This window comes from Thauera sp. GDN1 (assembly GCF_029223545.1).
GTDB lineage: Bacteria > Pseudomonadota > Gammaproteobacteria > Burkholderiales > Rhodocyclaceae > Thauera.
The window spans coordinates 1,544,622-1,557,949 of record NZ_CP097870.1; the positions used below are offsets into that span (position 1 = coordinate 1,544,622).

Below are 13,328 nucleotides of genomic sequence, written 5' to 3' on the forward strand. Positions count from 1 at the left end.
GCGCCAGGTCCCGTCCACTTCATGCGCTCCTATCTCGCTGCGGCCCTCGTCGCCTCCGGACTCGTCGCCGGCTGTTCCTTCGATTCCGTCGTCGGTGTGGTCGATCCCTACCGGATCGACATCCGCCAGGGCAATTACGTCGACCAGGAAATGCTCTCCCAGCTCCGTCGCGGCATGACGCGCGACCAGGTGCGTTACGTGCTGGGTTCGCCGCTCGTCGTCGACGTGTTCCGCAAGGACCGCTGGGACTACGTCTATCGCTTCCGTCCCGGTCGCGGCGACGTGCAACAGCGCGTGATCTCGCTGTATTTCGACGGCGACGTGCTCGACCGCGTGGAAGGCGACGTCGCGGTGGCGCAGGGCGGCGAGACGGGCGAGGCCGCCGCCGTGGCCGCACAGTCGCGCAGCCGCGTGGTCGAGATCCCGCCGCTCGAGGAAGACTGAACGCCGGGACTGGCCAGCGAGGCCGAGCGGCCCGCGTCGTCGCAGTCCCGCACCCCCATGAACGGTCCGGCCTCGCGCCGGCCTTGCTTTTTCAGGAAACCATTCCGATGTCCGAGGTTCGAGTCGCAATCGCCGGTGCATCCGGCCGCATGGGCAGGATGCTGATCGAGGCCGCCCTGAAGGAAGACGGCGTCGTGCTCGCGTCCGCCTTCGATCGTCCCGGCACCCCCTTCATCGGCCGCGACGCGGGCGAGCTCGCCGGCACGCACACCGGGGTCGCGATCGGCGACGACGCGGCCGTGGCCATCGCCGCCGCCGACTGCGTGATCGACTTCACCCGCCCCGAGGGCACGCTGGTGCATCTGGCGCTGGCGCGCGAGCTCGGCAAGGCCATGGTGATCGGCACCACCGGCTTCGACGCCGCCGGCAAGGCGACGATCGCCGAGGCCGCGCGCGACATCCCGGTGGTGTTCGCGCCCAACATGGCGGTCGGCGTCAATGCCGTGTTCCGCCTGCTCGAAGTCGCCGCGCGCATCCTGGCCGAAGGCTACGACGTCGAGGTCATCGAGGCCCATCACCGCTTCAAGGTCGACGCTCCGTCCGGCACCGCGCTGCGCATGGGCGAGGTGGTCGCGCGCGAACTCGGGCGCGACCTCGACGCGTGCGCGATCTACGGCCGCGAAGGCCACACCGGCGAGCGCAAGCCCGAGACCATCGGCTTCTCGACCATCCGCGGCGGCGACGTGGTCGGCGACCACACCGTGCTCTTCGCCGGCATCGGAGAGCGCATCGAGATCACCCACAAGTCGGGCAGCCGCATGCCGTACGCGCTGGGTTCGATGCGCGCGGCGCGCTTCCTGGCCGGGCGCGGCAAGGGCCTGTTCGACATGCAGGACGTCCTCGGCCTGCGCTGAGCCGTGCGATGAACCCGTCCGCCGGCGCCAGCGTCCCGCAGCCGATGTCCGCGTCCAGCGCGGAGGCGGGCGCTTCTGCCGGGGGCGACACCGATGCCCTGCGCCTGGCGCTCGCCCAGGCCCGGCGCCATCTCGATCTGCTCGCCCGCAACACCGGCGCGGGGGTGTGGAGCTACGACCCCCGCCGCGGCCGGATCCATCCCGACGGACGCTGGCGCGCCCTGCTCGGCTATCCGGCGGACCACGGCGTCGCATGGATCGACCTCGTCGACATGGACGATCGTGCGCGGCTGGAGGAGGCGCTGCACGCCTACCTGCGCGGCGACTCGCCCGAGTTCTGCGCCGAGCTGCGGGTCCGCGCCGCCGACGAGGGCTGGCACTGGGTGGAACTGCGCGGCGCGGCGGACGAGCGCGCGGCGGGCGGCGGCCGGATCGACGGCACCTACCGCGACATCACCGAGCGCAAGCTGCGCGAACTCGAGCTCCTCGAGGCCAAGGAGGCGGCCGAGGCGGCGAGCAGGGCCAAGGGCGACTTCCTCGCCAACATGAGCCACGAGATCCGCACGCCGATGAACGGCATCATCGGCATGACCGATCTGCTGCTCGACTCCACCGCCCTCGCCGGCGAGCAGCGCGACTACCTGCAGACCGTGCGCTCCTCGGCCGAGGCGCTGCTCACGATCATCAACGACATCCTCGACTTCTCGCGCATCGAGGCCGGGCGCCTGAGTCTCGAGGACATCGACTTCTCGATCGGCGCGGTCGTCTCCGAGACCTGCCGCACGCTCGCGCTGCGCGCCAGCCAGAAGGGCGTGGAGCTGTTCCACGACATCGCGCCCGATGTGCCGGCGGTGTTGCGCGGCGATCCCACCCGCCTGCGCCAGGTGCTCACTAACCTGATCGGCAATGCGGTCAAGTTCACCGAGCGCGGCGAGGTCGAGGTCGAGGTGCGCTGCGCGGCGCGCGACCAGGGCCAGGTCACCCTCGCCTTCGCGGTGCGCGACACCGGCTGCGGGATCGCCGCCGACAAGCTGCAGACGATCTTCGGCGCCTTCGCCCAGGCCGACACCTCGACCACCCGCAAGTACGGCGGCACCGGCCTCGGCCTGGCCATCTCGCATCACATCGTCGAGCTGATGCGCGGGCAGATCCACGTGGACAGCACCCCCGGCGCGGGCAGCACCTTCAGCTTCACGCTGCCCTTCGGCACCGTCGCCGAAGCCCGTCCGCGCAACGCCGCGGCGCTGGCCGGGGCGAAGGTGTTGGTGGCGGCGCGCAACCGCGCCTTCGGGCAGGTGCTGTGCCGCGGGCTCGAGCGCGTCGGCATGCGCTCGACGCTCGCCACCCGCGGCGAGGACGTGGTCGCCGCGCTGGCCGCCGTGCGCGACGGCGCCGACCCCTTCCATTTCCTGCTGATGGATGCCGACCTGCCCGAGCCGGGCGGCTTCGCGCTCGCGCAACGCTTCGCCGACGCCGATCCCCGGCTCGACCGCATGGTCATGATGCTGGCGAGCCACTCCCAGCGTAACGAGGCCGCGCGCTGCGCCGAGCTCGGGTTGCAGTTCCGCCTCGCCAAGCCCTTCGCCTTCGACGACCTCGTCGATGTGCTGCGCATGGCGCGCAATGGCGCGCTGCCGGCGAGCGAGGAAGCCGAGCCGCCGCCCTTCAAGCTCGAATCGGTGACGCTGGACGAGGGCGCCGACGCGGAAGCGAGCGCGGCCCTGCGCATCCTCGTGGTCGAGGACAACCCGGTCAACCAGACCGTCGCCCAGCGCCTGCTCGAGCGTGCCGGGCACACCGTCACCCTCGCCAACAACGGCGAGGAGGCACTCGACGTCCTCGGTCGCGGCCGGTTCGACCTCGTGTTCATGGACGTGCAGATGCCGGTCATGGGCGGCATCGAGGCCACCCAGGCCATCCGCGCGCGCGAGGCCCGCCACAGCTGGGTCATGCAGGGCGAGTGGAAGCCGATCCCGATCATCGCCATGACCGCCCACGCCATGCAGGGCGACCGCCAGCGCTGCCTCGAAGCCGGCATGGACGACTACGTCTCCAAGCCGATCGTCGCCCAGACCCTGTTCGCCGCGATCGAGCGCGTCACCCGCTCCGGCGCCGAGGAAGCCGAGTTCGACAGCGACCTCAGCCTGCTCGACCTGGGCGAGGAGGGGCGGCGCCAGATCGTCTCGCTCGACGAGGCGCGGGCGATGTTCGACGGCGACGAGGCCCTGGTGCAGCAGCTCGTCCGCATGTTCCTCCGCGACCACGAACGCCGCATCGGCGAGCTGCGCGCCGCCGCGGCCCGCCTCGACTACGCCGCCCTGGCCGAGGTCGGACATTCGCTGAAAGGCTCGATGGGCTTCTTCTGCGCCCGCCGCGCCGTCGACGGCGCGCGCCGGCTGGAAGAACTCGCCCTCGCCAAGGACCCGCAGGCCGCCACGACCCAGGCGCAGATGCTGGTCAACGAGATCAAGCTGCTCGCCCAGGCGCTGCAGGGTGAGGTCACCGACGGGGTGTAGGGGCTGTTGGTGGATCTGGCGGTCGTGGCTTCCACCGGCTAGAGCGATCGCGGCTTCCGCCGCTCCCACGGTGGGACGCGTGGCGATCGCTGTTTCCATGGCTTGGAGGGGTCGCGGTTTCCATGGGGTAGGGGGGATCGCGGCTGTCGCCTCTCCCACAGGAGGAGGCGTGGCGCGCTGGGGTTTCTGTGGGAGCGGCGGAAGCCGCGATCCTCGCATTACACTCCCCACCCCTCCTTTTACAAGCGGCCGCAGCTGCGCTCGCTAGCCCGGCGCTGCGCTCAAAGCCAAACCGCGTCCCAGTGAGGATAGTCGCCCACGCGCGACACGATCCCGGCCCGCAGCGGGTTTGCCACGACGTATCGCGCCAGGGCGACGAGGTCCTCGTCGCGACGGATGGCGTGGTCGTGAAAGCCGTCTTGCCAGCGCGGCGTGCCGGGCGTCGCCAGCTCGCGATTCACCGCTGCGGCGGCGCTGGCCTTGAAGCGGCAGATCAGTGCGGAAAGATCGCTGTCGCCAAGCTCGATCAGCCAGTGCAGATGGTCCGGCATCAGCACGTAGGCGAGGGTTCTGCAGCGACCGAGAGCTTCGGTTTTCCGCAGCTCCTGAATGACCCGCCGCGCGATGCGAAAGTCGAGGAAGAGGGCGATCCGCTGGTGGGTCGCGGTGGTGAGCAGATAGATCCGCCCGGTTTCAGAGAAACGGCCGGTGCGGAGGGTGTGCGAATGCGGATTAATGCTTAAAGCATAGATCCGGGCGCGGGGTTTGGGAATTGGGGTGGGGCCGGGGCGCTATGATCGCGGCTTCCGCCGCTCCCACAGATCCCACTGGGACGCGCCGCCCCGCTGTGGGAGCGGCGGAAGCCGCGATGTGCCGCCCGCCCCGGCGCGATTTGCCTTGAACCGCCCGAAAATATACAATTCCGGCGTTTAGTAAGCGGGATCGGCCCGGAGGCCCGTCCCGCTTTTTGTACATATCGGGCGCGCGGTCGCGTGCCTGCAAGTCTTCAAGCTGATTCCAGGAGCTTCTCGTGAGTGCATTCCCGTCCGCCCTTCTTGCGCTTGCCGACGGAACGATCTTCCACGGCAAGGGTATCGGCGCGGTTGGCAGCACGGTCGGCGAGGTGGTGTTCAACACTTCCATGTCGGGTTATCAGGAAATCCTGACCGACCCGAGCTACTGCCGCCAGATCGTCACGCTGACCTATCCGCACATCGGCAACACCGGTGTGAACGCAGAGGACGTCGAGTCCGACCGGGTGCATGCCGCAGGTCTGGTGATTCGCGACCTGCCGATCCTGCCCTCCAACTTCCGCATGGGCCAGCGCCTCGATGCCTACCTCAAGGCCGAGAACGTGGTCGCCATCGCCGGGCTCGACACCCGCAAGCTGACCCGCGTGCTGCGCGAGAAAGGCGCCCAGGCGGGCTGCATCGTCACCGCCGCGGCGGGCGAGACGCTCGGCGCCGAGGCCGCGGTGGCCCAGGCGCGCGCCTTCCCGGGCCTGGCCGGCATGGACCTGGCCAAGGTCGTCAGCGCCAGCGAACGCTACGAGTGGAAGCAGGGCGAGTGGGCGCTGGAGGGTGGCTACACCGACCGCGCCGATGGCCGCTTCCACGTCGTCGCCTACGACTACGGCGTCAAGTACAACATCCTGCGCATGCTCGCCGAGCGCGGTTGCCGGCTGACCGTGGTGCCGGCGCAGACGAGCGCCGCCGAGGTGCTGGCGCTCGATCCGGACGGCGTGTTCCTGTCCAACGGCCCCGGCGACCCCGAGCCCTGCGATTACGCGATCGACGCGATCCGCGAGATCGTCGCCGCGCGCATGCCGACCTTCGGCATCTGCCTCGGCCATCAGTTGCTCGCGCTCGCGTCCGGCGCGAAGACCATGAAGATGCCGACCGGCCACCATGGCGCCAACCATCCGGTCAAGGATCTCGACAGCGGCAAGGTGCTGATCACCAGCCAGAACCACGGCTTCGCGGTCGATCCCTCGACCATGCCGGCGAACCTGCGCGTGACCCACCAGTCGCTGTTCGACGGCACCAACCAGGGCATCGCGCGCACCGACGTGCCGGCCTTCTCCTTCCAGGGCCACCCGGAAGCGAGCCCCGGCCCGCACGACGTCGCCTACCTGTTCGACCGTTTCATCGGTCTGATGGAAGCCGCCCAGGCCAAGTAATTCGACGGTGCCCGGCAGGCCGCGGCCTGCCGCACCGGTATCGGACGCGCGCGCACCCGGCGCGGCGTCGAGGAATCATCGAGGCAAGACAATGCCGAAACGTACAGACATAAAGAGCATCCTGATCATCGGCGCCGGCCCGATCATCATCGGCCAGGCCTGCGAGTTCGACTATTCCGGCGCCCAGGCCTGCAAGGCCCTGCGCGAGGAAGGTTACCGCGTCATCCTGGTCAACTCGAACCCGGCGACGATCATGACCGACCCGGAGACGGCCGACGTCACCTACATCGAGCCGATCACCTGGCAGGTGGTCGAGCGCATCATCGACAAGGAGCGCCCGGACGCGATCCTGCCGACCATGGGCGGCCAGACCGCGCTCAACTGCGCGCTCGACCTCGGCCGCCACGGCGTGCTCGCCAAGTACGGCGTCGAGCTGATCGGCGCGTCGGAAGAGGCGATCGACAAGGCCGAGGACCGCCTGAAGTTCAAGGACGCGATGACCAAGATCGGCCTCGGCTCCGCGCGCTCGGGCATCGCCCACAGCATGGAAGAGGCGCTGCAGGTGCAGGGCGGCATCGGCTTCCCGGTGATCATCCGCCCGAGCTTCACGCTCGGCGGCACCGGCGGCGGCATCGCCTACAACATGGAAGAGTTCCAGGAGATCTGCAAGCGCGGTCTCGAGGCCAGCCCGACCAACGAGCTGCTGATCGAGGAGTCGCTGCTGGGCTGGAAGGAATACGAGATGGAAGTCGTGCGCGACCGCGCCGACAACTGCATCATCGTGTGCTCGATCGAGAACCTGGATCCGATGGGCGTGCACACCGGCGACTCGATCACCGTCGCCCCGTCGCAGACGCTGACCGACAAGGAATACCAGATCATGCGCAACGCCTCGATCGCGGTGCTGCGCGAGATCGGGGTGGATACCGGTGGTTCGAACGTGCAGTTCGCCATCAACCCCAAGGACGGTCGCATGATCGTCATCGAGATGAACCCGCGCGTGTCGCGTTCGTCGGCGCTGGCCTCCAAGGCCACCGGCTTCCCGATCGCCAAGGTCGCGGCCAAGCTGGCGGTGGGCTACACGCTGGACGAGCTCAAGAACGACATCACCGGCGGCGCGACCCCGGCGTCCTTCGAGCCCTCGATCGACTACGTCGTCACCAAGATCCCGCGCTTCGCGTTCGAGAAGTTCCCGCAGGCCAACGACCGCCTGACCACGCAGATGAAGTCGGTGGGCGAGGTCATGGCCATGGGCCGCAGCTTCCAGGAGTCCTTCCAGAAGGCCCTGCGCGGCCTGGAAGTGGGTGCCTACGGCCTGGACGAGATCGAGGCCGACAGCGCCGACCTCGAGCACGAGCTCTCCAGCGCCGGCCCGCAGCGCATCTGGTACGTCGGCCAGGCCTTCCGCGAGGGCATGACGCTGGAGCAGGTGCATAACCTGACCAAGATCGACCCCTGGTTCCTCGCCCAGATCGAGGACATCGTGCTGTCCGAGAAGGCGCTCGCCGGCCGCTCGCTGAAGGCGCTGCAGGCCGCCGAGCTGCGCGAGCTGAAGAAGAAGGGCTTCTCCGACCGCCGCCTGGCCAAGCTGCTCAACGCCGACGAGACCGCGGTGCGCCTGCACCGCCACACGCTGGGCGTGCGCCCGGTGTTCAAGCGCGTCGATACCTGTGCGGCCGAGTTCGCCACCTCCACCGCCTACATGTACTCGTGCTACGAGGAAGAGTGCGAGGCGCACCCGACCGACAAGAAGAAGATCATGGTGCTCGGCGGCGGTCCGAACCGCATCGGCCAGGGTATCGAGTTCGACTACTGCTGCGTCCATGCCGCGCTCGCCCTGCGCGAGGACGGCTACGAGACCATCATGGTCAACTGCAACCCCGAGACCGTGTCGACCGACTACGACACCTCGGACCGCCTGTACTTCGAGCCGATCACGCTCGAGGACCTGCTCGAGATCGTGCACATCGAGAAGCCGGTCGGCGTGATCGTGCAGTTCGGCGGCCAGACCCCGCTCAAGCGCGCCCAGGCGCTGCAGGACAATGGCGTGCCGATCATCGGCACCAGCCCGGACATGATCGACGCCGCCGAGGACCGCGAGCGCTTCCAGAAGCTGCTCAACGACCTCGGCTTGCGCCAGCCGCCCAACCGCACCGCGCGCACGCCGGAAGAGGCCGTGCGCCTGGCGGCCGAGATCGGCTACCCGCTGGTGGTGCGCCCGTCCTACGTGCTCGGCGGCCGCGCGATGGAAATCGTGCATGAGCAGAAGGACCTCGAGCGCTACATGCGCGAGGCGGTCAAGGTCTCGAACGAGTCGCCGGTGCTGCTCGACCGCTTCCTCAACGACGCCACCGAGGTGGACGTCGATGCGCTGTCCGACGGCAAGCAGGTGATGATCGGCGGCATCATGGAGCACATCGAACAGGCCGGCGTGCACTCGGGCGACTCCGCCTGCTCGCTGCCGCCCTACACGCTGTCGGCCGCGCTGCAGGACGAGCTGCGCCGCCAGACCGAGGCGATGGCGCGCGCGCTCAACGTCGTCGGCCTGATGAACGTGCAGTTCGCGATCCAGGGCGAGGGCGACAACGCCGTCGTCTATGTGCTGGAAGTGAACCCGCGCGCCTCGCGTACCGTGCCCTTCGTTTCCAAGGCCTGCTCGCTGCCGCTGGCCAAGGTCGCCGCGCGCTGCATGGCCGGCCAGAGCCTGGAAAGCCAGGGCGTGACCGGCGAGATCGTGCCGCCGTACTACTCGGTCAAGGAAGCGGTGTTCCCGTTCGTGAAGTTCCCGGGCGTGGATACCATCCTCGGGCCGGAGATGAAGTCGACCGGCGAGGTCATGGGCGTGGGCCGCAGCTTCGCCGAAGCCTTCGTCAAGAGCCAGATCGGCGCCGGCGTCAAGCTGCCGACTTCCGGCACGGTGTTCATCAGCGTCAAGCCCAGCGACCGTCCGGTCGCGGTGGAAGTGGCGCGCGAGCTGCACGACCTCGGCTTCACCCTGGTCGCCACCCGCGGCACAGCCTCGGTGATCGAGGCCGCCGGCATCCCGGTGGCCGTGGTCAACAAGGTCAATGAGGGCCGCCCGCACATCGTGGACATGATCAAGAACGAGGAAATCGCGATGGTCATCAACACGGTGGAAGAGAAGCGCCAGGCCATCACCGACTCGCGCTCGATCCGCACCAGCGCGCTGGCGGCCAAGCTGTCGATCTTCACCACCATCGAGGGCGCGCGCGCCGCGTGCATGGGCATGCGTCACCTGGCGGGCGGGCTCGAGGTCTATTCCGTGCAGTCGCTGCACCAGGAACTGAATCAGCAAGCATGAACAAGACTCCGCTTACCGTGGCCGGCGCCGAGAAGCTGCGCGCCGAGCTTCACCGCCTGAAAACCGTCGAGCGCCCCAACGTGATCGCCGCGATCGCCGAGGCGCGCTCGCACGGCGACCTGTCGGAGAACGCCGAGTACGAGGCGGCCAAGGATCGCCAGGGCTTCATCGAGGGCCGGATCATGGAGGTCGAGGCCAAGCTGGCCAACGCCCAGATCATCGATCCCAAGCTGCTCGACGCCGACGGCCGCTGCGTGTTCGGCGCCACCGTCGAACTCGAGGACATGGACTCGGGCCAGATCGTGACCTACCAGATCGTCGGCGACGACGAGGCCGACATCAAGGCCAACAAGATCTCGATCAGCTCGCCGATCGCGCGCGCGCTGATCGGCAAGTACGCGGGCGACATCGCCGAGGTCCAGGCCCCGGGCGGCGTGCGCGAGTACGAGGTGATCGACGTCCGCTACATCTGAGTCCAGGGCCGTGGGAGCGGCGGAAGCCGCGAAAGGCGGTGGTCCGGACTGCCCCGGTGAGTGAGCCGGGCGTCGGCATCGCGGCTTCCGCCGCTCCCACAGCGAAACAAAAAAGGCGGTGCGCTGCACCGCCTTGTGCTTTCCGGGCGCCGGGCGTTTCAGCGCCCGCGCGTGCCGCTGCCGGGGCCGCGGCTGCGCGCTGCCGGGCTGCGCGCGGGGGAGCGGCGGGATTCGGCGCTGGCCTTGGCGAGCGCGGCACGGCGCGCGGCGGCCGCGAATGCGGCGGCGGACTTGGCGGTGGCGGCGCGCACCGGCTTCTTCTCCGGCGCGGCGGCGGGCTTGTCCTCTTCGCGGCGTTCGCGCCAGACGACGAGGATGTTGCCGATGTGCTGGACCGCGGCGGCGTCGAGGGCGGCGCACAGTTCCTGCATCAGGACGTCGCGCTGTTCGCGTTCGGCGCCCTGGACCTTGACCTTGATGAGCTCGTGGGCCTGCAGCGAGCGCTCGATCTCGGCGACGACGTTCGGCGTGAGGCCATTGCCGGCGATCGTGACCACGGGGTTGAGGTGATGGGCGCGGGCGCGCAGGTCGCGGCGCTGGGCCGGGGTGAGCTCGGTCATTGAGATTCTCTGGATACTTGAAGCCTGGGACGCGGATTCTAACCCGTGCGCAGGGGCGGGTGGCCGATAAAGGAAAGGCGGACGAGCGGATGAAGAAGAACAAGACCAGTCGTGCCTGGGTGCACGACCATGTGAACGACCCCTGGGTGCAGCGCGCCCAGGCCGAGGGCTATCGCGCGCGCGCGGCTTACAAGCTGCTCGAGATCGACGAGCGCGACCATCTGCTCAAGCCGGGCGCGGTGGTGGTCGACCTCGGCGCGGCGCCGGGCTCGTGGTGCCAGGTCGCGGTCAAGCGCTGCGGGCCGAAGGGGCGGGTGTTCGCGCTCGACCTGCTGCCGATGGAAGCGGTGGCCGGGGTGGATTTCCTGCTCGGCGACTTCACCGAGGACAGCGTGCTCGAGGCGCTCGAGGCGCGGCTCGAGGGCGCCCGCGTCGACGTGGTCCTGTCCGACATGGCGCCGAACCTGACCGGGGTGGCGACGGTCGACCAGGCGCGCTCCATCCACCTGTGCGAGCTGGCGCTGGATTTCGCGGTCCGCCACCTGAAGCCGGGCGGGCAGTTCGTGATCAAGGTCTTCCAGGGCGAGGGCTTCATGGAATACAGGAAGCAACTGGATGCCGCGTTCACCTCGGTGCAGGTGCGCAAGCCCAAGGCCTCGCGCGATCGCAGCGCCGAGGTCTATCTCGTCGCCAAGGGCCCGCGCCGCGCCTGAGGGGGCACCGGGGGGCGCGATTAGCCGCGCTAATCCGGTCCATTGGTTTGCCCGTGGGAACGTTCACCACTAGAATCGGTCAGTCGCGTACAGGCCACAAAGGCTTTCGAGGAACAGACAGTTGAACAATCTCTTCAAGAATCTCGCGATCTGGATGGTGATCGGCGTCGTGCTGATGACCGTATTCAACCAGTTCAACGCGCGACAGGCGCCTGCCAACACCATGGAGTACTCCCAGTTCCTGGAGGAGGCCAAGGCCGGCAAGATCGCGCGCGCGACCATCGACGGCCGGGTGCTGAAGGCGACGACCCAGGAAGGGCGCTCGATCACCGTGTATACGCCGGGCGTGCAGGACATCTGGATGGTGTCCGACCTGATGCGCTACGGCGTCCAGATCAACGCCAGCAAGCCGGAGGAGGAGCAGTCCTTCCTCGCCAGCGTGTTCGTGTCCTGGTTCCCGATGCTGCTGCTGATCGGGGTGTGGGTCTTCTTCATGCGCCAGATGCAGGGCGGCGGCAAGGGCGGGGCGTTCTCGTTCGGCAAGAGCAAGGCGCGCATGCTCGACGAGTCGGCGAACTCGATCACCTTCGCCGACGTCGCCGGCTGCGACGAGGCCAAGGAAGAGGTCTTCGAACTGGTCGAGTTCCTGCGTGACCCGTCCAAGTTCCAGAAGCTCGGCGGTCGCATCCCGAAGGGCGTGCTGATGGTGGGCTCGCCGGGTACCGGCAAGACCTTGCTCGCCAAGGCGATCGCCGGCGAGGCCAAGGTGCCGTTCTTCTCGATCTCCGGTTCCGACTTCGTCGAGATGTTCGTCGGCGTCGGCGCCGCGCGCGTGCGCGACATGTTCGAGCAGGCCAAGAAGCAGGCGCCGTGCATCATCTTCATCGACGAGATCGACGCGGTCGGCCGCCAGCGTGGCGCCGGCCTCGGCGGCGGCAACGACGAACGCGAGCAGACGCTGAACCAGCTGCTGGTCGAGATGGACGGCTTCGAGGGCCAGACCGGCGTGATCGTGATCGCCGCGACCAACCGCCCCGACGTGCTCGACCCCGCGCTGCTGCGTCCGGGCCGCTTCGACCGCCAGGTGGTGGTCGCGCTGCCCGACATCCGCGGCCGCGAGCAGATCCTCAAGGTGCACATGCGCAAGGTGCCGATCGCGCCCGACGTCGACCCGCAGGTGCTGGCCCGCGGCACGCCCGGCTTCGCCGGTGCCGACCTCGCCAACCTGGTCAACGAGGCAGCGCTGTTCGCCGCACGCGCCAACAAGCGCCTGGTGGACATGGACGACTTCGAACGCGCCAAGGACAAGATCATGATGGGCGCCGAGCGCCGCTCGGTGGTCATGCCCGAGGAGGAGCGCCGCAACACCGCCTACCACGAGTCCGGCCACGCGGTGGTCGCGCGCCTGCTCGACAAGACCGACCCGGTGCACAAGGTCACCATCATCCCGCGCGGTCGTGCGCTGGGCGTGACCATGCAGCTGCCGACCGAGGATCGCTACAGCCAGGACCGCGATCGCCTGCTGCAGACCATCGCGGTGCTGTTCGGCGGCCGCATCGCCGAAGAGCTGTTCATGAAGCAGATGACCACCGGCGCCTCCAACGACTTCGCCCGCGCCACCGACCTGGCGCGCCGCATGGTGACGCAGTGGGGCATGTCCGACACGCTCGGCCCGATGGTGTATGGCGAGGAGGAAGGCGAGATCTTCCTCGGCCGCCAGGTCACCACCCACCGCAACGTGTCCGAGGCGACGATGCAGAAGGTCGACGCCGAGATCCGCAGCATCATCGACCGGCAGTACTCGCTGGCTCGCCGCCTGCTCGAGGAGAACCGCGACAAGGTCGAGACCATGACCAAGGCGCTGCTCGAGTGGGAAACCATCGATGCCGATCAGGTGAACGACATCATGGACGGCCGTCCGCCGCGCCCGCCCAAGCCGGCAGGTACGCCGAGCCCGCGTCCGAAGGACGACGCGCCCGGTGCAGCGCCGACCGCGGCGGCACCGGCTGCCTGAGGCGGATCTTCGCTTCACGTATTGCCAGACGGGCCGGCCTTAGCCGGCCCGTTTCGTTTCCGGGCGGTGCCGGGTTCCGCGGCCCGTTTTCTTCCCCTTGCCTCCGCTGCCGGGCGCCGAGCTTGCGCGGACG

At 68.8% G+C, this 13,328-nt stretch carries 10 protein-coding genes; 8 read left to right on the forward strand and 2 right to left on the reverse strand.

The annotated features are described in order from the left end of the window. The first annotated feature begins 21 nt into the window (after positions 1-21). The 3 genes from CKCBHOJB_RS07055 (at position 22) to CKCBHOJB_RS07065 (ending at position 3,874) form a co-directional block, all read left to right on the forward strand. Positions 22-444, forward strand: a complete 423-nt coding sequence (locus CKCBHOJB_RS07055; protein ID WP_281051274.1) for an outer membrane protein assembly factor BamE — start codon at positions 22-24, stop codon at positions 442-444. Between the two features lie 107 nt (positions 445-551). Continuing rightward, a complete protein-coding gene (gene dapB / locus CKCBHOJB_RS07060) occupies positions 552-1,358 on the forward strand; it encodes a 4-hydroxy-tetrahydrodipicolinate reductase (RefSeq protein ID WP_281051275.1) in 807 nt (268 codons plus the stop codon). Between the two features lie 8 nt (positions 1,359-1,366). Next, positions 1,367-3,874, forward strand: a complete 2,508-nt coding sequence (locus CKCBHOJB_RS07065; protein WP_281051276.1) for a response regulator — start codon at positions 1,367-1,369, stop codon at positions 3,872-3,874. 281 nt (positions 3,875-4,155) lie between these two features. Here CKCBHOJB_RS07065 and CKCBHOJB_RS07070 read toward each other — a convergent pair whose 3' ends face one another. Further along, positions 4,156-4,647 carry a transposase gene (locus CKCBHOJB_RS07070; protein ID WP_348634866.1) on the reverse strand — a complete coding sequence of 164 codons (492 nt, stop codon included), beginning with the start codon at positions 4,645-4,647 and terminating at the stop codon, positions 4,156-4,158. A gap of 257 nt (positions 4,648-4,904) precedes the next feature. Between CKCBHOJB_RS07070 and carA the strand changes: the two genes are divergently transcribed. From carA to greA, 3 genes are all read left to right on the forward strand, one after another. Then, the gene (gene carA / locus CKCBHOJB_RS07075) at positions 4,905-6,053 is read left to right on the forward strand and encodes a glutamine-hydrolyzing carbamoyl-phosphate synthase small subunit (RefSeq protein WP_281051277.1); all 1,149 of its coding nucleotides are present in this window, start codon (positions 4,905-4,907) and stop codon (positions 6,051-6,053) included. Between the two features lie 91 nt (positions 6,054-6,144). Then, entirely contained in the window at positions 6,145-9,375 is a 3,231-nt protein-coding gene (carB, locus tag CKCBHOJB_RS07080; protein ID WP_281051278.1) for a carbamoyl-phosphate synthase large subunit, read from the forward strand. Further along, complete coding sequence (greA, locus tag CKCBHOJB_RS07085) at positions 9,372-9,848, forward strand: transcription elongation factor GreA (protein ID WP_281051279.1); 477 nt, start codon at positions 9,372-9,374, stop codon at positions 9,846-9,848. Before carB ends, greA begins: the two co-directional genes overlap by 4 nt. A gap of 158 nt (positions 9,849-10,006) precedes the next feature. Here the strand turns inward: greA and yhbY are convergent, their stop codons facing one another. Then, positions 10,007-10,468 carry a ribosome assembly RNA-binding protein YhbY gene (gene yhbY / locus CKCBHOJB_RS07090; RefSeq protein WP_281051280.1) on the reverse strand — a complete coding sequence of 154 codons (462 nt, stop codon included), beginning with the start codon at positions 10,466-10,468 and terminating at the stop codon, positions 10,007-10,009. Positions 10,469-10,557: 89 nt separating this feature from the next. Here yhbY and rlmE point away from each other — a divergent pair, with 89 nt between their 5' ends. Further along, positions 10,558-11,181, forward strand: a complete 624-nt coding sequence (rlmE, locus tag CKCBHOJB_RS07095) for a 23S rRNA (uridine(2552)-2'-O)-methyltransferase RlmE (protein ID WP_281051281.1) — start codon at positions 10,558-10,560, stop codon at positions 11,179-11,181. Positions 11,182-11,302: 121 nt separating this feature from the next. Beyond that, on the forward strand, positions 11,303-13,195 hold the full coding sequence (gene ftsH / locus CKCBHOJB_RS07100) for an ATP-dependent zinc metalloprotease FtsH (protein ID WP_281051282.1): 1,893 nt from the start codon (positions 11,303-11,305) through the stop codon (positions 13,193-13,195). Positions 13,196-13,328: the final 133 nt, after the last annotated feature.